Below are 21004 nucleotides of genomic sequence, written 5' to 3'. Positions count from 1 at the left end.
CGGATACTCGACATGGAAATGATCAAACAGTCGGCTGTAACGGATAACGTCGGTGACGTCTTCCCAGTGCGGCCCCGCCAGCCTGCTCAGTCGCGTCTGAACGGCAGCATGGCCGTCAGCCAGTTGGTCAGCTCGGTGGGATTCCTGGTCTGGGTGTAGATGCATCCGGGCCCGGTGAACTCGAAGACCAGCCCCTCGCCCGACTTGAGCGACTGGATCGTCTTGCCCTCGACGGCGCGGCGCAGATCGCTCCGCACCGTCTCCTCATAGGCCACGACGTGCCCGGAGTCAACGATCACCGACTCTCCAGGGGCCAGTTCGACGGCCTGAAGCCCTCCGTAGCAGCCGAGGATCACCTGCCCCGAGCCCTCGGCGCGGATCAGGAAGCCGCCCTCGCCGCCGATCAGGTTGGACATGCCACCCCACTTGGTCTTGATCTCGACCTGGTCGGCCGAGGCGAGCCAGGACCCTCGGGTCAGCATGAGGGCGACGTCGGACCGGACGGGGACGGCCATGGTGTCGCCGGGTAGGTGGTGGGCCACATCGACCCAGCCGCCGCCGGGCGGCGCGATGTAGCGGGTGACGAACAGCGACTCGCCGCCGAAGGCGGAGCGTGCCAGGCCGCGCAGGAGGCCGCCTTCGACTTTGGCTTCGAGCTCGACGCCCTTGCTCGTCATGAGCATGGCGCCGGATTCGACGCGAATGGTCTCACCGCCGGCGAGATGGCAGCGGGCGACGGCGAATGATCCAGGGAATCTGATGTCGATCTGCATGCCGTAAATCTGGTGTGGCCGCCTAATGAGCGCGTTGACGATCTGTATACAAGACATAAATCGGCTTTGGAGTTGACCCGGTTTGGTGGACACCTGATCTCTAGGGAACCCTGGTTCCCGGAAGAAGGAGTCTGCTGTGCCGAACAACTATCCGCCGGAGTTTCGCCGGCAGATGGTGGAGCTGGTGCGCGCGGGACGGTCGCCGGAGGAACTGGCCAAGGAGTTCCAGCCGTCGCAAGGCCGCGGCTTTCTTCGCGCGGGAGACGGATCTGCCGAGATGAAGTTCCGGCTGATCCATGCGGAGAGGACCACCACGAGGTCTCCCTGCCGGCCCGGGTGCTGGGTGTGTCGCGCCAGGGCTACTACGCCTGGGCGGCTCGTCGACGGGCCGGGTATGTCGCCGTGGAAGGGACGCAACAAGCCGCGACGGCAGGACCGCCGCCGGGCCAAGTCGTGGAGTCCGGAGCAGATCTCTCACCGGCTCCAGGCGGACTTCCCCGATGATGAGTCGATGCGGATCTCTCACGAGGCGATCTACCAGGCGCTCTACGTCCAGGGGCGCGGAGCGCTCAAGCGTGAGCTGGTCGCCTGCCTGCGGACCGGGCGAGCCCTGCGGGTCCCACGGCCCCTTGATCATGCCGGATATGTTCCGGATCTTGCACAAGGCTGCATGCCATGCTGGTCAACATGGATAGCGGTGCCGTACACAGGATTCTGGCAGTCAAACCGCAGGGGCCGTGGCTGATCCTTGCCGACGGGTTTTGGGCAGTCGAGTCGGGTCAGGCACGGGTGGATCCTCCCTTCGCCGAATCGAGGCTATGGCTCCTACCTCTGTTGGAAAGGTCGCGGCATGAAGTGGAGACTCAAGCTAGACAGATGCTTGGTCCGGATGATCCAGACATTGCTGTGGCGTTAAGGGCAGTCGTTGAGTGCGGGCTTATAGGGCGGTCTGAATACTGGGTCTCAAAGACGCTGGCATGGATGACTGCCGATGAAGTTCGGATTTTCGCCGAACCGCTCAGGGGCATTGCTCTCGGGCAGGGGTCTCAGGCCACGCAACACGCTGCCAAACGGCTGTTGAAACAGAACGGCTGTTGGCCGACTGACCCCCGCCGACCCTCGTAGCTGCTTCGACACCCTGTCTGACCATCCCGTCTACCGTCGGCTCGCCCGCAGGGGCAGCAGGCCAGGGTCGTGGATACCAGATGGAGCGCCCCATCGACGAACGATCTGGTACCCACGGCCCTGGGTCGATGGCGGGCGGGATGATCAGGACGACCCCAGCCCTCTACGGATCTCACTGACGGGCACGTAGTTGTCGATCATCCCGGAGCCTGAGCCTCCGCGAGAGGCAGAAGGGCAGCCCGGCTCCCGCGTAGCGCGGCTGTGATTCTTTTGGCCTCAACGGGCAGCGCTTGTAGGTGAGTTCTGGCAGCGGTTGAAGATCAACACGGGGTGAAATGTTGGTGAGAAATGACAGCGCCCACTCCGCCGTGATCAAGCGGAAGCGGGCGCTGGATGCTCCGGTCATCTGGGCGCGCTGAATCGGCTGAAAGTACGGTCGGGAGACCGCGAGCCCCGACTTGTGGTCGATGTCCGCACCGGGCCGCATCCGAAGAATGGGGCGCCATGCCCTTAAAAGATCACGCTTCGGGACTGAACGACGGAGATATGGCCGGCGCTCCCGGTGTCCCCTGCACCCGCGCCGAGGTGGGCGGCAGGAGAGGATCCGCGATGACCTCACCCGGCCGATCGCGTATCGCCGCGCTCGACGTCCTGCGCGGGTTCGCGCTGTGCGAGATCCTGTTCGCCAACATCCAGCTCATGGCCACCGGCAGCTCCGCCGTCGTGGCGCAGCCCATGGGCGACTGGGACCCCTGGCTCGGAATGCCGATCTTCTCCCTGCTGTTCGGCATCGGGTTCGCGCTGCTGCTGGACTCCGCCGCGAGCCGCGTCCCCCGCCCACGCCTGGCCCTGCTGCGCCGGCTTGGGGCGCTGCTCGCGATCGGCCTCGTGCACATGCTGCTATGGCCGGGCGAGATCCTGACCAACTACGCCGTCGTCGGCATACTGGTGCTGCTGCCCTCGACCTGGCTGCCCCGGTGGGCCATGGCCGGCCTCGCCGCCGCGTTCATCCCGGCGGCGCTGATCTTCAGCGGGGGCGGGCCCCTGCTGATCGCAGGGCTGTTCCTGCTGGGCTCAGCACTGGTCCGCTACGGAGTGATCAAGCAGATCGAGCGGTCCACCCGAGGGCCGCTCCTGCTGGGCCTGGTCTTCGCGGCGGGACTGGCCTCCGCCCTGTGGGTGCAGGCCAGCATGCGGGCCGTAGGGGCCACGACGTACCTGCCTTCCACGTCCAGTCTTGCTGATCTACTGCTCGTCGGTGTGTACGTGTGCGGCATGCTGGTCCTGCTCAGAACGCCGCTGCGACCGGCGCTGCAGTTCGTCTTCGCGCCACTGGGCCGGATGGCACTGACCAATTATCTGACCGCCACACTCCTCGTTCTGGCGGCCGGTCACATCCTCGGCCTGCCGATCGGCCAGTCCTTGACGGCGGCGTACTGGACCGCGGGAGCCATCCTGGCGGTCCAGTGGCTGTCGTCCACCCTCTGGCTGCGCCGCTACCGCCAGGGCCCCATCGAGTGGCTCTGGCGCTGGGCCACCTGGGCCCACCGCTCATCCCTGCGTATCCCTACGAGCTGAGCCCATTCCCATTACAACCGGAGGCGCACGCCGACGCCTCGTCGACCACTACCCGCGACACCGACTCGTCGGCGGCGACCACCTGCTCAGGCCCCCGGTCGCACCGAGTCAGTGCACCTGACATGACTGACTACCTACAGTCACCCACGATGAGTCCTCAGCGGGTCTGTTCCGTACGGGCACGGGTCGTCCCTTCGCCGGTCGGCCGTGTCCAAGGTCTGGCAAGAGGCGCGGACCTACGCCTTCACTCCCATCAGGTCGTCGCACCTCTGGCGGGCAGGCCGTACGACCTGCGGCACGCGGCCGTCTCCCTCTGGCTCAACGCGGGGGTGCACGCACCGGAAGCCGCAGAACGAGCCGGGCACGGCGTGGACGTCCTGTTGCGCGTCTACGCCAAGTGCATCGACGGACAGCGTGAGATCGCAAACCAACGCATCCTCGATGCGCTCGCCGCATGACAACACTCGACAGATGGACCCCGGGCACTCCCCCGGGGTCCTTCGTCATGCATCCGGAATCCGCCGCGACTGGCCCAGGACGCGCATCCCGAGCTGCGGGAACATGCCGCGATCCATTCCGCGTATGTTCCGCGAGCGATGGCATACGGCTGCTTGTGGCGGCCTTCGGCTGCATGTGTGATGTACACCGTACGAGGCAGAAACCCCAGCTCAGCGGCTGGATTCCTGGTCAATCTGAGTAGGGCGGGTGGGACTTGAACCCACGACCCACGGATTATGAGTCCGATGCTCTGACCGGCTGAGCTACCGCCCCCTGCGAAAGTGCAGTCTCCCACAAAAACTCGCGCTTGCCAGCATAGATCGCATCCCCTGTGCTCCAGGCTCAACCCACCGCAGAACCGAGGCGCCGAGGGTGGGGAATGGATGCCGGGCGCTCGTGGTTACATCCGTCGTGGCCGGTGTGCCCAGTGTCCCCGGGCCTCACCTATCGCCTTCACGGAATACCGTTCGGCTGGAGCCGTGTTGTGCCTTTCGCCGAGAGGCGACCTGCACACCGGTTCGCACACGTGGGGAAGCGCCCGCCCGATCTCAGGATCAGGCGGGCGTTTCCTCGTCTGCGGGCCTCCACAGCTCGAACGGCCCCACTCTGTCGAGGTCCTGCCGCGCCCTGCGGTAGGCCTCGCATCTGGCTTCGAGTTCCCGCTCCTCCTCTGTCATGGCAGGCATCCTGGCCGACGTGTGTGGAGCGGGAGCTCAACTTGGCAGAACCTCGACCGTTCCCCTCTCGCCGTCGACGCGGAGGCGGTCGCCGTCCTTGATCCGCATGGTGGCGTTGCCCGTACCGACGACGGCGGGAATGCCGAGCTCGCGCGCGACGATCGAGGCGTGCGAGAGCGGGGCGCCCATGTCGGTGACGACGGCGGCGGCGCGGGGGAACATCGGTGTCCAGCCGATGTTGGTGAGGGTGGTGACGAGGATCTCGCCCTGCTTGAGCCGTTCGCCCTCTTCGGGCCCCGCGATGACTCTCGCGACGCCTTCGACGATGCCTGGTGCCCCGGGGAAGCCCGTGATCGCGTCGGCGACGTTGACGGTGGTGCCGCGCGCGTCGTAGAGGTCGGCGCGGCGGTCGGGCGAGGCGGCCCAGCGGACGGGGTCGAAGAATCCCACGATCAGCGTCGGGTACGGCGGAAGCGCCGCGTAACGTTCGTAGGTGGCCCGCCGTACTGCGACCCTGGTGGGCTCGGTGCCGCGCAGCACGGAGAGGATCTCCTCGATGGGCAGGAAGAACAGGTCGTCGCCGTGCCCGGTCAGCTCGCCCGCTTTGAGGACGAAGGCGCGTAGCGCCCAGAACGCGCGGATCACCTCGGAGCGGGTGGTCTCGCGGTCGCGGACGACGGCGTTCCAGCGGGCGACCCTGGCCCGCATCGCGCTCTCCTTGCCGGGGTAGCGCCGGGCGAACCTGGCCCATGCCGCGTCGCGGGCGGCGGCCTGCTTGGCGAGCAGCGCACCGGTGTCGGCCTGCGCGTCCGTCATCTCGGCGAGCTGGGCGTCGATCCACGCGGGGTCCTCGGCGGGCCTGGGGCGGGAGACCTCGAACTCGTGCGGTCCGCGGTGGCCGTAGGCGAGCGCGAACTCCTCCCGCGTGATCTCGCCCCTGGCCAGCCGGTCGAGCCCCATGATGGGGCCGAGGCTGGCCAGCTCGCCGGAGCCGTCCGCGTTGACGCCGGTCAGCATGGCCTCGGCGTCGACCTCGCCCATCATCCTGCGCAGCTTGTCGCGGGTCCAGACCAGCGTGGCGCCGCCCTGCCGTCCCGCCGCCTCGAGCGCCCTGCAGGCGGTGACCAAGTACGGCAGCAGCTCGCGCTCCCACAGGTCGGCCAGCTCGACGCCGCTCCCCGTCGCCGCGATCGTGGCGCGCAGTTCCTCGTTGCGCTGCCGCGCGGTGGCCAGGAACGCGGGCATGGTGGCGAGGCTGTCCTTGACCCGCTTCCTGATGCGGAAGGCCATGGGCAGGGCCAGCTTGACGATCTTCCATCGTGAGGTCTTCACCGGGGGGACGTCCAGGCCAGGAGGGACCTTGCCGAAGACCTGCTCCACGGCGCTCAACCTGGATCCCATGCCGAGCGCCTCGGCGACGGAGACGGTGATGCTGAGGTTCATGTAGAAGCGGCCGCCGATGTTGCCGACGAGGTCGAGGCCGGGAAGCGTGGAGGCGGACATCGCCTCGTGGATGAAGATCCGCACGAACGACCAGGTGGCGGGGGTCATCACGTCGGGGATGGCCTCGCCGAGGTTGCCCGCGGTCCACAGGTAGTCGCCCTTGCGGCTGTCGTTCCACTCCTCGACCTCCTGCTGGAGGCCGGTGACGGGGCGGGCCTGCAGGATGAACGGCTCGCCGTCGCGCATCGCCCACTCCACGTCCATGGGCGTGCCGTAGAGGCGTTCGATGGCGGCGCCGAGTCCGGCCAGCCGGATGGCCTGCGGGCGGTCGAGGACCGGGAGGCGGCGCCTTTCCTCGGGCACGGGCTCCTCTCGGGTGCCGGATTCGGTGCGCACGGTCATGACCGTCTTGTCGGCGACGCGTTCCTCGGTGACCACGCCTCCCTTGACCACGAGGGTGTCGGGTGTCACCTGGCCGCCGACGACGGCCTCGCCGAGGCCCCACGCGGCGTTGACGACGATCTCGTCGCGGACGCCGTTGACGGGGTTGGCGGTGAACATGACGCCCGCCGCGTCGGCCGCGACCAGTTCCTGCACGACGACGGCGAGCGCGACCTCGTCATGGGGGACGTCGTTGCGGGTGCGGTAGGCGATGGCCCGCTCGGTCCAGAGCGAGGCCCAGCAGCGCCGGACCGCGTCGAGGACGGTGTCGCCGCGCACGTTGAGGTAGGTGTCCTGCTGGCCGGCGAAGGACATGTCGGGCAGGTCCTCCGCGGTCGCCGAGGAGCGCACGGCGACGGGCACGTCGTCGCCGAGGGCGGTGTAGGCCTGGAGGACGGCTTTCGCGGTCGCGTCCGGCATCTCGTGCTCGGCGAACAGGCCGGCGATCGCGTCCGGCCGGTCGAGCGAGGCGAGGATCCGGTCCTGGAAGGGGGCCACGAACTCGCGGTAGGCCTCGGTGGTGACGTGGAATCCGGCGGGCACCGGCAGCCCCGCCCTGGCCAGGCGGGCGAGGGAGGCGCCCTTGCCGCCCGCGACCTCGAGCGTGGCGGCGGCGTCGTCGAGAGGAAGAATCCTCACGTCGCATACTCCTTAGTGCCGAGCGATGCGCGCAGTCTGTTCTGCGCGACCGCCACGGCGGCGTCGAGATACTCCTGTGTCGCCTTGGCGACGACCGCGGCGTCCGCCGCCCCGCCCGGCTCCCCCACGCGCCGACCGGCGTCCGCCGCCCCGCCCGGCTTCCCCGCGTGCCGCCCGGCATGCGCCGCCCCGTCCGCTTCCAGCGCGCGCCGGCATGTGTCGGCGAGCAGCTCGGCCAGCCGCTCGTCCGGCACCTGCATCGAGTCGGGCAGGTAGCGCCGCACCGTCAGGAACCCGTAGAGCGTGGAGGTGAAGACCGTCAGGTGCTCGGAGATCGTCAGGTCGGCACGCAGCGCGCCGTGCTCGCGCAGCGTGCCGATGTACGTCTCGAACAGCTCACCCATCGGCAGCGTGGCGCTGCTCTCGCGCTTGTGGCGGGTGAGCTTGCCGAGCACCGCGGAGTCTCCGAGGAGGCTGGCCCTCATCAGCGGCCTGCGCAGCAGTCCGGCGGCCAGGCCGTGGAGGAGGTCGTACAGGGTCGAGGGGGCGCCGCGCCGTACATCCTCGAGCAGGTGGACCCGCTCCCGGCGCAGCAGGGCGGCGAACAGCGCGTCGCGCGTGTTCCAGTGCAGGTAGATGGTGCCCTTGGCGACGCCGGCCGCTCTCGCGATGTCGTCGATCGTGGTCTTGTCGTAGCCGAAACGCTGGATCAGCTCGGACGTGGCGTCGAGGATGCGGTGCGCCCGCTCCTGTTGCCGCGCCGGATTCGCCAGTGGACGAGCCATCCCCACCTCCATTGTTTGACCAAATATACTCATTTGGTCATTCAATGGCCAGGCTCTCGTGATCTCGGGGTAGCGTGGACCGCATGGCGAAGGCGTTCTGGATCGACCAGGAGCTCGACAGGGACAGGGACGGCCGCTACGGCGCGCACGTCCGCAAGAACGTCGACGAGTTCGCCGAGACGTGGGGGGACATCGCCCCCGTGACCTTCGCCTGCGCCGCCTGGCGGATGGCGGTCCCGCCCGCCATCTCACCGGGACACGTCAGGTGGGACAGGCGCGTCCTCGACGCGACCTGCGTGCGCAACACCTGGGACGGCACGCTCCTCGCCGAGGTCCGCATCGTCTCGCCGCTGCCCGAGCAGCTCACCACCTCAAGGGAGTGGTGGCGGGACCGCGGCTGGCGCGGCTGGCAGGAGGTCTTCGGCCAGTACGTCGAGCCCACCCAGCAGGACCTCTCGCGCGGCCCGTTCGTGCGGGCCTCCCTGCTGGTGCAGGCGCCGATCCCGCTGGAGGAGCTGCCCGCGGCCCCGCAGGGCCCGCACGACGGGGTCGAGGAGGCGGCACATCGGGCGCTGGCGGTGCTGGTCAAGGAGCTCAACGCGCTGCTCGTCCCCGTCCTCGACCGTTTCTAGACGCCCTTCACCCCGTCGACCAGCTCGCGCACGACGTCGAGGTGGCCGTTGTGCCGCGACGTCTCCTCGATCAGATGCCCGATCACCCACCGCAGCGTGAACGCGTTGCCCTCGCGACCCTTGCGCGCCGACAGGGCGTCGAGGTCCACGGCGGCGAGCTTGTCGTCGATCTCCGCGCAGGCCCTGGTGTATTCGGCGACCACGTCGGCGAGCGTCCACGCGGGGTCGGGCGTGAAGTCCATGTCGGGGTCCTCCTCCGACCACGGCGCCCGTGCCTCCTCGCCGAGGAACACCACCTCGAACCACCAGTGCTCCACCCAGCGCAGGTGACTGACCAGCCCCGCGACCGTCATCAGCGGCGAGCCGGACAGCGGCGCCTTCCTGGCGTCCTCATCGCGCATGCCCTCGCACTTGGCCACCGCCGTCGCGCGCGCGTAGGTGAGAAAGGTCTGCAGGGTGGCTCGCTCGTCCCAGCTCGGCGGAACGTCCGTTCTCGTCATGTCCCAAGCTTCCCACCTGTGAATTCGGGTAGCTCCCGAGCCATGAGAACTGCTGTCGTCCTGCTCGGGCTGCTGCTGGCCGCCGGGTGCGCGGTGGACACCGGCCCTCCAGCCCGTACGGCGGAGCGGTTCGCGGCCGCGGCGGCCGCGCGGCACGGCGAGGTCGCCTGCGCGCTGCTGGCCCGCAGGACCGCGGAGAAGCTACCCCGCGAAGGTCAGACCTGTGCCCAGGCGCTCGTCGAGGCGGGCCTGCACGGCGGCACGATCGAGTCGGTCGCCGTGTGGGGCGACGAGGCACAGGTGCGCATGGACGGTGACACGATCTTCCTGCACCACTTCGACGGCGGCTGGCGGGTCAGGGCGGCCGGATGCGCGCCGCAGGGCGACGACCTGCCGTACGAGTGCGAGGTGGAGGACTGATGCGCGCGGTGTTCGTCACCACCATGCTCATCATCGTCGTGGGGTTGACCTGGTTCTTCGCGATGGGGCTGATGCACCGATGAAGCGCTTCCTCAGGGAGAACTCGCTGTCGCTGTTCTTCCTGCTGATCTTCGCCCTGGCCCTGGTCGGCCAGGCGTTCGCGGGGCGGGCCCAGTTCAACGACCGCCAACTCGTGGACGGCGGGCAGCCGGTGTCGGTGGTGGAGTACGTCGCGACGTCGGACTTCGCGGTCGACGTGGCGGAGAACTGGCAGTCGGAGTACCTGCAGTTCCTGCTGTTCGTCCTGGCGACGGTGTGGCTGGTGCAGCGGGGTTCGCCGGAGTCGAAGAAGATCGGCGAGGAGGGCGGCAGGTCCGACAAGGAGCAGTTCGTCGGGCCGCACGCGCGTGAGGGGTCGCCGAGCTGGGCCGCGGCCGGCGGCTGGCGAAGGGCGGTGTTCAGCAGCTCGCTCAGCTGGGTCATGGGCACGGTGTTCGCGCTGTCGTGGCTGGCCCAGTCGGTGGCCGGGGTCGCGGCGAACAACGCCGAGCGGCTCGCGGAGCTGCGCGACCCGCAGAGCTGGGGCTCCTATGTCGTGGGCGCCGAATTCTGGAGCAGGACGCTGCAGAACTGGCAGTCGGAGTTCCTCGCGGTGGCCTCCATGGTGGTGCTCTCGATCTACCTGCGTCAGCGCGGGTCGCCCGAGTCCAAGCCGGTCGGGGTGCCCCACGACACGACGGGGGTCGAGAGCTGACCCGTGATGACGGCGACGACACTGGTGCCGGGAGCGAAGGCGCCGCGCCCGGCCAGGTCGAGGATCCCGTAGATCATCTTGGCGACGTAGACCTGCTCGAAGGCGGCGTCGAGCAAGGGTGAGGTCTTGGCGTAGCCGCCGAAGTGGTAGTCGAGACTGATGGCCCAGTTGCCGCTCTCCGCGCCGTAGGCCTCACGCTGCAGCCTGGCCACCTCGTCGTTGAGGAAGCCCGCCCCCTTCAGCACGGCGAAGCCGAGCGCCCTTTTGCCGTCGGGCAGCCCCGCCGCGATGCCGGCCAGGGTGCCGCCGGTGCCGACGGGGCAGCAGATCACGTCGTAGTCGAGGTCGATCTCGCCGGGCAGTTCGGCGCAGCCCCGCACCGCCGCCGCGTTGCTGCCCCCCTCGGGCAGGATGGCGACGTCCCCGAACGTCTCGCGCAACCCGTCGAGGACCTGCGGGGTGTGTTTGAGCCGGTAGGCCGCCCTGTCGAGGTAGGTCAGGCGCATACCGCACGCCCTGGCGTACGCCAGGGAGGGGTTGAGCGGCAGGTGCTCCTCGCCGCGCACCACGCCGATCGTCTCGAAGCCGTGCTCCATGCCGGCCCTGGCCAGCGCACGCAGGTGTCCGGAGTAGGCGCCGCCGAAGCTGAGCACGCGCGGGTGTCCCAGGTTGTACCTGAGCTTGCGGGCCTTGTTGTCGTCGTGTTTGAGGAAGAGCCTGACCGTCCCGAGCCGGGGATCCCTCATCTCCTCCATCGCGCTAGTCTACGGTCGAACCGTTGTTGAGGAGTGTTGGATTATGCGCGTTGTTGAAGCTTTCCGTGGTGCATATGCCGCCGAGCCGGCGACCGTGTGGCGCGCGCCTGGGCGCGTCAACCTCATCGGCGAGCACACCGACTACAACGACGGCTTCGTGCTGCCCTTCGCCGTGCCGTGGGGCGTCACCGCCGCCCTCAGCCCGCGCACGGACGGCACGATCAGGCTCATGTCACTGCAGTCCCCCGGCGATCCCGCGGTCATCAGCTCGTGGGACGGCGCCAAGGGCTGGACCCGCTACGTCGTCGGCGTCCTGGCCATGCTCGGCTCCCGCACCCAGGGCGCCGACATCGTCATCGACGGCGACCTGCCCGCGGGCGCGGGCCTCAGCTCCAGCGCGGCGCTCGAGGTCGTCATCGGCTCCGCGCTCAACGCGGTGTACGGCCTGGGCCTGACCCCCATGGAGATCGCCCTCCTCGGACAGAAGGCCGAGAACGACTTCGTCGGCATGCCCTGCGGCATCATGGACCAGGCGGCGTCGGCGCTCTGCGAAGACGGTAAGGCCCTCTTCCTCGACTGCCGTTCGCTCGGCTTCCGCAACATCCCGCTCGACCTGGCCGCGCACGGGATGCGGATCCTCATCATCGACACCGGCGTCCACCACGAGTTGGCCGACGGCCAGTACGCCAAGCGCCGCGCCGACTGCGAGTCCGCCGCCCGCAGGCTCGGCGTCGCCGCGCTGCGCGACGTGACGGACCTGGCGGGGGCGCTGTCCGTCCTGCGGGGCGACGAACGCAAGCGGGTGCAGCACGTCGTCACCGAGAACCACCGCGTCGAGGCGGTCATCGGGCTGCTGAGGGCGGGCGCGGTCGCCGAGATCGGGGCGCTGCTGAACGCCTCGCACCTGTCGCTGCGGGACGAGTACGAGGTGTCCTCGCCCGAGCTGGACGTCGCGGTGGAGGCCGCCGTCCGGGGCGGCGCGCGTGGGGCGCGGATGACCGGTGGCGGGTTCGGCGGGTCGGCCATCGCGCTGGTGGCGGAGGAGCGGGTGCCGGCCGTACGGGAGTCGGTGCAGGCGGCCTACGCGGAGCGCGGCTGGAAGGAGCCCCGCTTCCTGCCCGCCACCCCCGCCAGGGGCGCCCACGAGGTCGCTCTCTGACCCGTTTCCCTGCACCGGGTGACGCTCCGGAGTGCCGCGATCACGCAATTTTCCGGTTTAGGGGACAAATCGTGTTGAGCGAGGTGAAGATGTGGTCTGCTGCGGACCACACGAGGGCGACGTGGTGAGGGCGACGCCAACAGGACCGTGCCTCCGACCCGGAATCGGTCGCGCGATCCGCCAACCCGGAATGCGCTGGTTGCTGCGTGCTTACGTGGATGAGATCTCTGCGCCCCTTCGATGTCCACACCGTCACCGAGAGAACCGTCGACTTCCGTGAGGCGGAGCGCTTCATCCGCCTGTTCCACGCGGAGAACCCAGGCGCGGGCGACGTCGCCGCGCGCCTGCGTCAGATCGCGCGGGACGCGGCGAAGTCCGGCACCTACACCCACACCGCCGACGAACTGGAGTTCGGCGCGCGAGTGGCCTGGCGCAACAGCAACCGCTGCATCGGGCGGCTCTACTGGCGTTCGCTCAAGGTGAGAGACCGCCGGGACGTCTTCAGCGCCGAGGGCGTCGCCGTCGAATGCGTCGCCCACCTGAGGGAGGCGACGGGCCACGGCAGGATCAGGCCGATGATCACCGTGTTCGCCCAGGACCGGCCCGGCTGCCCAGGACCGCGCGTCGTGAACGAGCAGCTCATCCGCTACGCCGGATACCGCCTCGATGACGGCACGGTGCTCGGCGACCCGCGCAACATCGCCTTCACCGAGCAGGCGCTCAGGATGGGCTGGCGCGGCGGCGCGGGCACGAGGTTCGACGTGCTGCCGCTCGTCGTCCAGCCCGCCAAGGGACGGCCGTTGCTGTGTACCGTGCCGGGAGACGCGGTCCTCGAGGTGCCGATCAGGCATCCCGAGTACCGCTGGTTCGAGGAACTGGACCTGCGCTGGCACGCCGTACCGGCCATCTCGAACATGTGCCTGGAGATCGGCGGCATCTGCTACCCCTGCGCGCCGTTCAACGGCTGGTACATGGGGACCGAGATCGGCGCCCGCAACCTCGCCGACCACGACCGCTACGACCAGCTGCCGGTGATCGCCGAGCGGCTGGGCCTGGACACCTCGCACGAGCGCACCCTGTGGCGCGACCACGCGCTGGTGGAGCTCAACGTGGCCGTGCTCCACTCGTTCGAGGCGGCGGGGGTGACGATGACCGACCACCACACCGAGTCCAGGCGCTTCCTCACCCATCTGGAGCGGGAGGAGAAGGCCGGCAGGGCCTGCCCGGCCGACTGGTCGTGGATCGTGCCGCCGATGTCCGGCGCGGCCACGCCCGTCTTCCACCGCTACTACGACCAGCGCCTGCTCACGCCGGCCTTCGTCCCCGCCCACTCGTAGCCGCCCCGCGCCGTTCGCCGGCGATCTCCGTGGTGGCGACCCCGCGCCGGGGCCCTTCCCGTACGGCAGGCACGGGCAGGCGCCTCCGTCCGGCGCGGGGTCCCGCCCGTCCAGGGGACGCTCCCCGGGCGCGCGTGGCCGGGGTGGGCAACGGAGCCCCCTTGGTGTAGAACGTTATTCTGTAACTGGGTCCCGCCTGGAGGGTGCGCGATGTCCGAGCCGGTGCTGTCGTCGATCGACCAGGGCGTGATGACGCTGACGTTCAACCGCCCCGAGCGTCTCAACGCGTGGACCGACGCCATGGGCCGGCGCTATTTCGACCTCCTCGAACAGGCCGAGAAGGACCCAGCGGTCCGGGCGATCGTGGTCACCGGCGCGGGCAAGGGCTTCTGCTCGGGCGCCGACTTCCAGACCCTGGACGCGATCCGGTCCGGCACCTACGACGAGGAGCCCGACCCCAGGCCGAACACCTTCCCCACCACCATCCGCAAGCCGATCATCGCCGCGGTGAACGGGGCGTGCGCGGGGCTCGGCATGGTGCACGCGCTGGTGTGCGACCTGGTGTTCACCGCCGAGGACGCCAAATGGACGACGGCCTTCCCCCGTAGAGGGCTGGTCGCCGAGTACGGGCTGTCGTGGGTGCTGCCGCGCCTCATGGGCCAGCAGCGGGCCATGGACGTCCTGCTGTCGGGCCGGGTGTTCACCGGCGCCGAGGCCTGCGCCATGGGCCTGGTGAACAGGGCCGTCCCCGGTGACGAACTGCTGCCGGCGGCCCAGGAGTACGCGCGCGAACTGGCCGTGCACAGCTCCCCCGCCTCCATGGACGTCATCAAGCGACAGGTGTGGGGCGACTGGAACCACACGCTGGAGGAGTCGGCCAGGACGGCGGTCAGGGAGATGCTCGCCTCGTTCGAACGGCCGGATTTCGCCGAGGGCGTGGCCAGCTTCCTCGAGCGCCGCGACCCCCGCTTCCCTCCCCTCTGACCAGCCACCGCCCGCCGGATGTCGGCGTCGTCCTCGCAGGTGGGTCGGCCGTGGCCTGTCCCGTCCGGGTGGCGAGGCAGGTGCGAGGCGGCCTCCACCGCTCGCTCGGCGTCAAGGGGACGATTGCGATCGTGCGTGAAGGCGGCGTCGATAGGACTCGCCGTCGTTGGGGTCATCGAGTTCCGGCAGAGGCGGGAAGCCGTCCCTGTAGGCGACGCCGAAGGCGACCCTGGTTCCTGGAGGACACTGCCCAAGCTGCGCGATCAGATCCGCGTCCTCTTCGGAATCGAGATCCTCGCGTTGCCTGATCGCGAACGCGCTCTTCGCGGGCGCGAAGCGTCGCCGAAACCACTCCCCCGCGTAGGCGCGAGCCTCAGGTTCAGACTCGCCCTGGTTCGGCGGGACGAACAGCAGCTCACCTGAATCCCGAACCAGTCGCGCAGTCGGGGGAAGCCAGCCATCACCGCTTTCAAGGTCTCTCAGTGCCACGGGAACCTCCGTTCCGAGTCTGCCTTGCGGCGGGCCCTTGTGCGCGCTTGCGTTGCGCGCCTCCGCGATCAGGAGCACGGTCTCGTCTTCCGCGCGACGACGGAACCCTGCTCGATCCCATGTGCGTAGCGCGGGGCCTGCGAGTGATCATGACTTGTCGGTGGCGGCGTTTACGCTCCCCGTTCATGAGCAACGATGAGACTCGCACTGTACGTCTGACAGTCGAAGTCGCCGACTGTGGCATCGCCGGTCTGCAGGACAAGGAACTCGACGGGTATGCCGACACACCAGCCCAGTCCGTTGGGTTCATCGAGGTCGAGAAGGGCTGGGTCGCCCTTCACATCACCCACCAGTGCGGGCCGGCCGACTTCACTGTGACGATCGCCGACCGGGACCCGGGGGCAGATCTCGCTATCTATGAGGACATCGTGGAAATCGGCTACGTGTCCATGTCGGGCGAAGTGGAGATGAGTGGGTTCACCTTCGACGAGGCTGTGATGTGCCCTCTTCCTCCTCTCCAGGCCGGGCCTGGAACCTACCGCATTCGGTATCACGTCAAGGGCATGGATGGGGAAGGCACGAGGGATGACGGCATCGATGACCACTACCTTCAGATTTGGCCCGCCCCCCTTGAGGACCCCGTTGTCGTCAAGGCCACGAGTGATACTTCCGAGTACTTTCTAGATCGAGAGAAGTTCAATCGCGACCGAGGATTGTGAGCGTGCGCCGGCCCATCCACACATCCGGCCTGCCCGTCTGCCGTCGTCCCACCTACCGGGTAGCGGGCCGGCCGCGGGGCTGCCCGGCCGCGCGCCCGATGTCAGAGTCGCGACAGAGCGGAGGCGGCCCCGCGGATGGTCTACCAGGGTCTGATCTTCACGCGCGACGACGGAACCCTGCTCGACCCCATGCGCGTGCTGCGCGGTCTACGGGTGATCACGAAGAAGGCGGGCATCGGGAACCGACGGAAAGTGCGGGAGCTCCGGCACTCCTTCGTGTCGATCTTGAGCGACGGGGACGCCTCCGTGGAGCGCATCGCCGATCTCGTCGGCCACTCGACGCCCACCACCACGCAAGCCGTCTACCAGCGCCGGATCAGGCCGGTCGTCGTCCACGGAGCCGAAGCCATGGACGTCATTCGGATAGTGGCTCTCGGAACGACTCAGGCCCTCCAACCTGTCTCCAGGTAGAGGGCCTGAGCTTTATGTTCATCGACTGATGCCAAGCTCCCGCGATAGGACTCGAACCTATAACCTGCCGGTTAACAGCCGGCTGCTCTGCCGATTGAGCTACACGGGATCGCGCTTCGACGCCTTACTGGCTGGGCTGTTGGGCCCCTCCGCTCGGCACAGGAATAGATTAGCGCACATCCTGAGTGCGTGTCGCATCGTGAGCGGGGTAGGCCCGGAGACAGCGGAGGTGGAAAATGCGATATCGGATGATGTTCGCTGTCGGGATGGCCGTGGGCTACGTACTGGGCAGCCGGGCGGGTCGCGAGCGCTACGAACAGATCAAGCGCGCGGCCCAGCGTGTCGCCGACAGTCCTACGGTGCAGGAGGCCGCGGGCCTGATGGGCGCGCAGGTCTCCAAGGTCGCCGGCGTGGCGCGATCGAAGGTCGGCAACACGCTCGTCGACAAGATTCCCTTCCTGGGCAGGGGCGGCCACGAGGTCGATCACCTCGACACGGGCACCGGCTGGCCGGAGAAGCCGGGGATCCAGGAGCCGGAGTCCGGGTCCGGGAAACCGGGACACCAGAAGAAAGAGGCGCAGGCCAACGACACGGGCGTGTCGTACTAGGGAGGGGGCCCGGAGCGGCCGGGCTCCCTCGCAGGCGTCAGACGCCCATGCTGCGCCTGAGGCCCTCCAACGCCTGCTCGGCCTGGGCGCGCAGCCCGGGGTCGGCCGGGTCGAGACCCTCGTCGAAGTGGAAGGTCCAGGTGAAGGCGTCGGCGCCGGGCGACCTGCGGGCGACGAGGCGCACCCCTCCCCTGCCCGGCAGCTGCACGTGCTTGTTGACCACGATCGTGGAGTTGACCCGTTCGCGGACGGCCTCGGGCAGGCGGTGGGGTTCGGCGACGCGAGCCGACAGGCGGCGGCCGTCCGAGGTGGTCAGGCTGAGTCCGTCGTCGTCCCATCCCGCCTGTTCCACGGTCTCCCACGGCACGCGCTCGCCGCCGGGCAGGAAGAGCGCGAGGTCGGTGGCGACCACGTAGCCTTCGTCGGTTCGCGCGAAGGTCAGCACGCGTTCCCCGCTGGTCGTGGCCAGGCCCTTGCGCACGTCGGACGGCAGGCGGCGGAAGAAACTCATGAGCCCAAGGTATCGGCGAGCAGATCCAGGGTGAGCGCCGCACTCCACGAGAAGTCCCTGCACCCTCTGCCGCTGCCGTCGAAGGGGTCGAAGCACTCGCGGAATCCTGCCTGCCGTACCAGGCGGAGCGTGCCGGTGGTGAGCAGCTGGGCCAGGTGGGGCAGGTCGTGGAGGATGGCGGCGCGCCGCAGCAGCCAGTTGGTGTTGACCCAGGAGGGCCCGCGCCAGTAGCGGGTGCGGTCGAACTGGTGGGCGCGGATCTCGCAGCTCGGGACGGGGTAGCCGGTGGCGCCCATGAAGCGGGCCGATTCCAGGATGTCGACCAGCGCGGTGACGGTGTCGCGGGGCAGTTCGGGGTCCAGGAGCGGGCCGAAGGAGCCGACGGTGGTGACCGGGATGAGGCGGTCCGCGCGCAGGTCGCGGGCGTAGAAGCAGCCGTTCCACAGGCGTTCGGCGAGGGCCGACCTGATGGTGGCGGCCTGCTCGCGGTGCGGGGCTGCGTCGAAGCCGGCGATCGGGGCCAGTTCGGCCAGGGCGTGGCAGGAGGCCAGCCAGACGCCGTTGAACATCGGGTCCTCGACCGCGAACGGGTGCTCGTCGCGCAGGTACTCGGGACGGTAGCCGGCGTCGCGGTAGCGAAGGGCGAGCCAGACGTAGCGGTCATGGTCGCTGTCGGGGTGGCGTTCGTCCATGCCGGGGGTGCGGTAGCCGTACCGGATCTCGGGCAGGGCGGCCAGCGGCTCGTCCCATGTAGGGCTGTCGTCCATCCCGGACTCCCACGGGTGGACGATCGAGGCGAGCCCTCCCCCGCCCAGGTCGCGGGTGGTGGCGAGGTAGGCGTGCTGGGCGGCGAGCGCCGGGAAGGCCTTCCTGACGTAGGCGGTGTCGGCGGTGTGTCGCCAGAGCCACCACACGGCGAGCGCGTGCAGCGGAGGCGTGGTCAGGCCGGAGGTGAGGATGCCGGGGGGAGCGTCGGGGTGGTCGGACGAACGCCAGACGGAAGGCCCGGGGAAGTAGGCCTCGGAGGTGTGGAAGACGATGTGCGGGACCATCCCCGTCGCCCACTGGCCCTGCAGCAGGCCGTCCAACTCGGCCATGGAGCGCTCGGGCCGGTGCCTGGCCAGTCCGATGGCGACGAAGGCCGAGTCCCAGCTCCACTGGTGCGGGTAGAGGCCAGGAGCGGGCACGGTGGCCGACCCCATCCAGTTCGCCTCGAGCACGTGCAGGGCTTCGCGCCCCAGCGCCGCGTCGTCAACCGCGGGCCGCGCCTCCATCTGCCCACTATGCTCCGGTCTGTCCTAACTGAACAGGCCCTGTCCCCAGAACCCGCCCTGGGCCACCCCCGGCGGGCACACCCACAGGCCTGAGCCGACGTGCTGGATGTACTCGTTCAGCGGATCGGTCTTGGCCAGGGCCCGCTGGATCGGGATGAACCCTGTCTCGGGGTCGCGCTGGTAGGCGAGGAAGAACAGCCCCGCGTCGAGCCGTCCGAGGCCGTCGCTGCCGTCGGTGAAGGAGTAGCCGCGCCGCAGGATCCTGACGCCGCCGAGCGAGCCGGGATTGGCCAGCCTCACGTGCGAGTCGGCGGGCAGGCGCGCGAGGTCGACCGGGTCGTGCTCGCGCGTACGGCCGTAGGCCGCGCCCTCGCCCTTCGTGCGGCCGAAGATGTCCTCCTGCTCCTTGAGCGAGGTGCGGTCCCAGGTCTCGATGTGCATCCTGATCCGCCGCGCCACCAGGTAGGTACCGCCCGCCAGCGCCTTCGGCCCTTCCGAGCCGATCCATACGTGCTGGTCGAGCAGCTTGGCGTCGGCGCCGGGGATGTTGTTCGTGCCGTCCTTGAAGCCCATCAGGTTGCGCGGCGTCTGCTCCTCCGGCGTGGTGGAGGAGGTCTTGCCGAAGCCGAGCTGCGACCAGCGCACGCCGGCCGTGCCGAACCCGAGCCGCACCAGGTTCCGTACGGCGTGCACGGCCACCTGCGGGTCGTCGGCGCACGCCTGGACGCACAGGTCGCCGTCGCTGCGGGCGGGGTCGAGCTTGTCGCCGGGAAAGTGCGGCAGGGCCTTCAGCGCGGCGGGCCTTTCCAGGCCGAGCCTGTCGAAGAACGACGCGCCGAAGCCGATCGTGAGCGTGAGCCTGGAGGCGGGCAGGCCCAGCGCCTCGCCCGTGTCGTCGGGCGGGGCGAGCGGCGCGCCGAGCGCTCCGCCGCCGACCTGCATGCCCGCCGTCATCCGCTCGGCGGCCGCGGTCCAGAGCCTGAGCAGGGCGACGACCCTGTCGCGCGTCGGATTGGTGAGGTCGAAGGCGGCGAAGTGCAGGCGGTCCTGGACGGGCGTGGCGATGCCCGCCTGGTGGGCGCCGTGGAAGGGGATGGGGGCGTGTCCGGCGGCGGACGCGGGGGCGGGGTCGGCCTGCCGTACGACGCCGTAGACGGCTCCTCCGGCCACGCCCGCGCCGGCGACGAGCCCCGCGCCGGTCAGCAGCTTGCGTCGGGTGACCACGGCTCAGCCCGCCACGGCGGCGGCCAGGCCCGACAGGGGCTCGGCGAGGGCGTTGACCGCGTCGGCGAGCTCCTTGACCTGCTGCTTGGACAGCTCGGTGTAGGAGACGTATCCGTCGCCCTTCTCGTATGCGGCCAGGAGCTTCTGGAGGTCGGCGAACTCGGTGTCGAGGGTGGTGACCAGCGCGGGGTTGCGCTCCATGAGGATCGGTGTGAGCAGCTCGTAGACCTTCTTGGCGCCGGCGACGTTGGCGTCGAAGTCCCACAGGTCGGTGTGCGAGAAGGCCTCCTCCTCGCCGGTGACCTTGCCCGTGGCGACCTCGTCGAGCAGCTCCTTGGCCCCGCCGGCCATGGAGGCGGCGGTGATCTCGGCCTTGGGCAGCCGCTTCTTCAGGTCGTCGAGGTCGGCCAGGAGCTGGTCGGCGTACTTCGCCTCCTTGGGGAGCGTGTCGGGCTGCTTCCACAGCGCCTTCTCCAGGCGGTGCCAGCCCGTCCACTTCTGGCCGGCTTCGAGGTCGGCCTCGCGCAGGTCCACCTTGGGGTCGATGTCGCCGAACGCCTCGGCCACCGGTTCCATGCTCTCCCAGCCGACACGGCTGGGAGCGTACAGGGCCTTCGCCTTCGTGACGTCGCCCTTCTTGATCGCGGCGGCGAACTCCTGGGTCTTGGCGATCGAGTCGTCGAGCTGGGCGGCGATGTAGGCGCGGTACTCGTCGACCGCCCTGGTGACGCGCGGGTCGGCGGCGACCTGGAGCTCGCCGGTGACCTTGAAGGGCGTCCTGATGCCGTCGCCCTTGTGCCCGGGCTTGCAGGCGAGCTCGTAGGTGCCGCCGCCGATCTCCACGACGAGATCGGCGGAGGTGCCCGGCTGGATGTTGTTGCGCTCGCTCACCACCGTCTTGTCGGCGCGGTAGACGTAGACGGCGGTGAACCGGCCGCCGTCGTTCTTGATCACGAACTTGACGACCCCCGCCTTGAGGTCGGTCTTGTTCGCGACGCAGGTGGTGTCGGTGGCGGTGACGGCCACCGTCTCCTGGACGGCGCCCGTGGGCGCGGGCCGCGGTGCCGATGGCTCGCTTCCGCTCCCGCTGGCGCTGCCTCCGTCGGCGCCGTCGTCCGCGGCGTTGCCGCAGGCGGCGAGTGCGAAGGCGAGGACTCCACACAAGGCTAGGGAACGCATGGGCGACTCCTTGGCGTGTTAGGTCGTCC

22 protein-coding genes, 2 tRNA genes and 1 pseudogene are annotated in these 21004 nt (G+C 69.3%); 12 read left to right on the top strand and 13 right to left on the bottom strand.

Annotated features, from left to right (window positions below):
• Nucleotides 1-86: 86 nt before the first annotated feature.
• The gene (locus AC3EO4_RS26395; RefSeq protein WP_431898355.1) at nt 87-773 is read right to left on the bottom strand and encodes a TIGR00266 family protein; all 687 of its coding nucleotides are present in this window, start codon (nt 771-773) and stop codon (nt 87-89) included.
• Nucleotides 774-1143: 370 nt separating this feature from the next.
• Here AC3EO4_RS26395 and AC3EO4_RS26390 point away from each other — a divergent pair.
• The 3 genes and pseudogenes from AC3EO4_RS26390 to AC3EO4_RS26380 form a co-directional block, all read left to right on the top strand.
• Nucleotides 1144-1398 (top strand): annotated as a pseudogene (locus AC3EO4_RS26390) (IS30 family transposase); the annotation flags it as partial.
• A gap of 1109 nt (nt 1399-2507) precedes the next feature.
• Nucleotides 2508-3476, top strand: a complete 969-nt coding sequence (locus AC3EO4_RS26385) for a DUF418 domain-containing protein (protein WP_431898354.1) — start codon at nt 2508-2510, stop codon at nt 3474-3476.
• Between the two features lie 149 nt (nt 3477-3625).
• A complete protein-coding gene (locus AC3EO4_RS26380) occupies nt 3626-3934 on the top strand; it encodes a site-specific integrase (protein ID WP_379580232.1) in 309 nt (102 codons plus the stop codon).
• Nucleotides 3935-4173: 239 nt separating this feature from the next.
• Here AC3EO4_RS26380 and AC3EO4_RS26375 read toward each other — a convergent pair.
• From AC3EO4_RS26375 to AC3EO4_RS26360, 4 genes are all read right to left on the bottom strand, one after another.
• Nucleotides 4174-4247: transfer RNA gene (locus AC3EO4_RS26375), tRNA-Ile, on the bottom strand.
• A gap of 281 nt (nt 4248-4528) precedes the next feature.
• Complete coding sequence (locus AC3EO4_RS26370; RefSeq protein WP_379580869.1) at nt 4529-4651, bottom strand: hypothetical protein; 123 nt, start codon at nt 4649-4651, stop codon at nt 4529-4531.
• 36 nt (nt 4652-4687) lie between these two features.
• The gene (locus AC3EO4_RS26365; protein ID WP_431898353.1) at nt 4688-7174 is read right to left on the bottom strand and encodes a PEP/pyruvate-binding domain-containing protein; all 2487 of its coding nucleotides are present in this window, start codon (nt 7172-7174) and stop codon (nt 4688-4690) included.
• Nucleotides 7171-7959 carry a TetR/AcrR family transcriptional regulator gene (locus AC3EO4_RS26360; RefSeq protein WP_431898352.1) on the bottom strand — a complete coding sequence of 263 codons (789 nt, stop codon included), beginning with the start codon at nt 7957-7959 and terminating at the stop codon, nt 7171-7173. Before AC3EO4_RS26360 ends, AC3EO4_RS26365 begins: the two co-directional genes overlap by 4 nt.
• A gap of 83 nt (nt 7960-8042) precedes the next feature.
• Between AC3EO4_RS26360 and AC3EO4_RS26355 the strand changes: the two genes are divergently transcribed.
• Nucleotides 8043-8591, top strand: a complete 549-nt coding sequence (locus AC3EO4_RS26355) for a hypothetical protein (protein ID WP_379580872.1) — start codon at nt 8043-8045, stop codon at nt 8589-8591.
• Here AC3EO4_RS26355 and AC3EO4_RS26350 read toward each other — a convergent pair.
• Entirely contained in the window at nt 8588-9091 is a 504-nt protein-coding gene (locus tag AC3EO4_RS26350; protein ID WP_431898351.1) for a DinB family protein, read from the bottom strand. The two genes, AC3EO4_RS26355 and AC3EO4_RS26350, sit on opposite strands and share 4 nt — an antisense overlap.
• Nucleotides 9092-9133: 42 nt before the next feature.
• Between AC3EO4_RS26350 and AC3EO4_RS26345 the strand changes: the two genes are divergently transcribed.
• The gene (locus AC3EO4_RS26345) at nt 9134-9511 is read left to right on the top strand and encodes a hypothetical protein (RefSeq protein ID WP_431898350.1); all 378 of its coding nucleotides are present in this window, start codon (nt 9134-9136) and stop codon (nt 9509-9511) included.
• A 79-nt stretch (nt 9512-9590) separates the two neighbouring features.
• Complete coding sequence (locus AC3EO4_RS26340) at nt 9591-10265, top strand: DUF6766 family protein (RefSeq protein ID WP_379580874.1); 675 nt, start codon at nt 9591-9593, stop codon at nt 10263-10265.
• On the opposite strand, the gene AC3EO4_RS26335 is transcribed toward AC3EO4_RS26340, so the two are convergent.
• Nucleotides 10199-11020, bottom strand: a complete 822-nt coding sequence (locus AC3EO4_RS26335) for a 1-aminocyclopropane-1-carboxylate deaminase/D-cysteine desulfhydrase (RefSeq protein ID WP_431898349.1) — start codon at nt 11018-11020, stop codon at nt 10199-10201. The two genes, AC3EO4_RS26340 and AC3EO4_RS26335, sit on opposite strands and share 67 nt — an antisense overlap.
• A 43-nt stretch (nt 11021-11063) precedes the next feature.
• On the opposite strand from AC3EO4_RS26335, the gene galK reads away from it, so the two are divergent.
• The 3 genes from galK (at nt 11064) to AC3EO4_RS26320 (ending at nt 14500) form a co-directional block, all read left to right on the top strand.
• The gene (gene galK, locus AC3EO4_RS26330; protein WP_431898348.1) at nt 11064-12179 is read left to right on the top strand and encodes a galactokinase; all 1116 of its coding nucleotides are present in this window, start codon (nt 11064-11066) and stop codon (nt 12177-12179) included.
• 218 nt (nt 12180-12397) lie between these two features.
• Entirely contained in the window at nt 12398-13516 is a 1119-nt protein-coding gene (locus AC3EO4_RS26325; protein WP_431898347.1) for a nitric oxide synthase oxygenase, read from the top strand.
• Between the two features lie 210 nt (nt 13517-13726).
• Nucleotides 13727-14500: an enoyl-CoA hydratase-related protein gene (locus AC3EO4_RS26320; protein WP_431898346.1), complete on the top strand. Its 774-nt coding sequence runs from the start codon at nt 13727-13729 to the stop codon at nt 14498-14500.
• 111 nt (nt 14501-14611) lie between these two features.
• Here the strand turns inward: AC3EO4_RS26320 and AC3EO4_RS26315 are convergent, their stop codons facing one another.
• The gene (locus AC3EO4_RS26315; RefSeq protein WP_431898345.1) at nt 14612-15067 is read right to left on the bottom strand and encodes a hypothetical protein; all 456 of its coding nucleotides are present in this window, start codon (nt 15065-15067) and stop codon (nt 14612-14614) included.
• A gap of 107 nt (nt 15068-15174) precedes the next feature.
• On the opposite strand from AC3EO4_RS26315, the gene AC3EO4_RS26310 reads away from it, so the two are divergent.
• Complete coding sequence (locus AC3EO4_RS26310) at nt 15175-15708, top strand: hypothetical protein (RefSeq protein WP_431898344.1); 534 nt, start codon at nt 15175-15177, stop codon at nt 15706-15708.
• A 135-nt stretch (nt 15709-15843) separates the two neighbouring features.
• Entirely contained in the window at nt 15844-16179 is a 336-nt protein-coding gene (locus AC3EO4_RS26305) for a site-specific integrase (RefSeq protein ID WP_431898343.1), read from the top strand.
• A 36-nt stretch (nt 16180-16215) separates the two neighbouring features.
• Here the strand turns inward: AC3EO4_RS26305 and AC3EO4_RS26300 are convergent.
• A tRNA-Asn gene (locus tag AC3EO4_RS26300) sits at nt 16216-16288 on the bottom strand.
• A gap of 139 nt (nt 16289-16427) precedes the next feature.
• Here AC3EO4_RS26300 and AC3EO4_RS26295 point away from each other — a divergent pair.
• Entirely contained in the window at nt 16428-16787 is a 360-nt protein-coding gene (locus AC3EO4_RS26295) for a YtxH domain-containing protein (RefSeq protein ID WP_379580882.1), read from the top strand.
• A 37-nt stretch (nt 16788-16824) separates the two neighbouring features.
• On the opposite strand, the gene AC3EO4_RS26290 is transcribed toward AC3EO4_RS26295, so the two are convergent.
• From AC3EO4_RS26290 to efeO, 4 genes are read right to left on the bottom strand one after another with little or no spacing between them, the layout of a single operon-like run.
• Nucleotides 16825-17298 carry a hypothetical protein gene (locus AC3EO4_RS26290; protein WP_431898341.1) on the bottom strand — a complete coding sequence of 158 codons (474 nt, stop codon included), beginning with the start codon at nt 17296-17298 and terminating at the stop codon, nt 16825-16827.
• On the bottom strand, nt 17295-18572 hold the full coding sequence (locus AC3EO4_RS26285) for an amylo-alpha-1,6-glucosidase (protein ID WP_379580884.1): 1278 nt from the start codon (nt 18570-18572) through the stop codon (nt 17295-17297). The genes AC3EO4_RS26290 and AC3EO4_RS26285 overlap by 4 nt, the downstream gene beginning before the upstream one ends.
• A gap of 24 nt (nt 18573-18596) precedes the next feature.
• Entirely contained in the window at nt 18597-19796 is a 1200-nt protein-coding gene (gene efeB, locus AC3EO4_RS26280) for an iron uptake transporter deferrochelatase/peroxidase subunit (RefSeq protein WP_431898340.1), read from the bottom strand.
• Nucleotides 19797-19799: 3 nt separating this feature from the next.
• Nucleotides 19800-20975 (bottom strand): iron uptake system protein EfeO, encoded by a 1176-nt coding sequence (efeO, locus tag AC3EO4_RS26275; RefSeq protein ID WP_431898339.1) that lies wholly within the window; start codon nt 20973-20975, stop codon nt 19800-19802.
• Nucleotides 20976-21004: the final 29 nt, after the last annotated feature.

The sequence above is a fragment of the Nonomuraea sp. bgisy101 genome (assembly GCF_057708945.1).
This window is presented reverse-complemented; position numbering and strand designations above follow the sequence as displayed.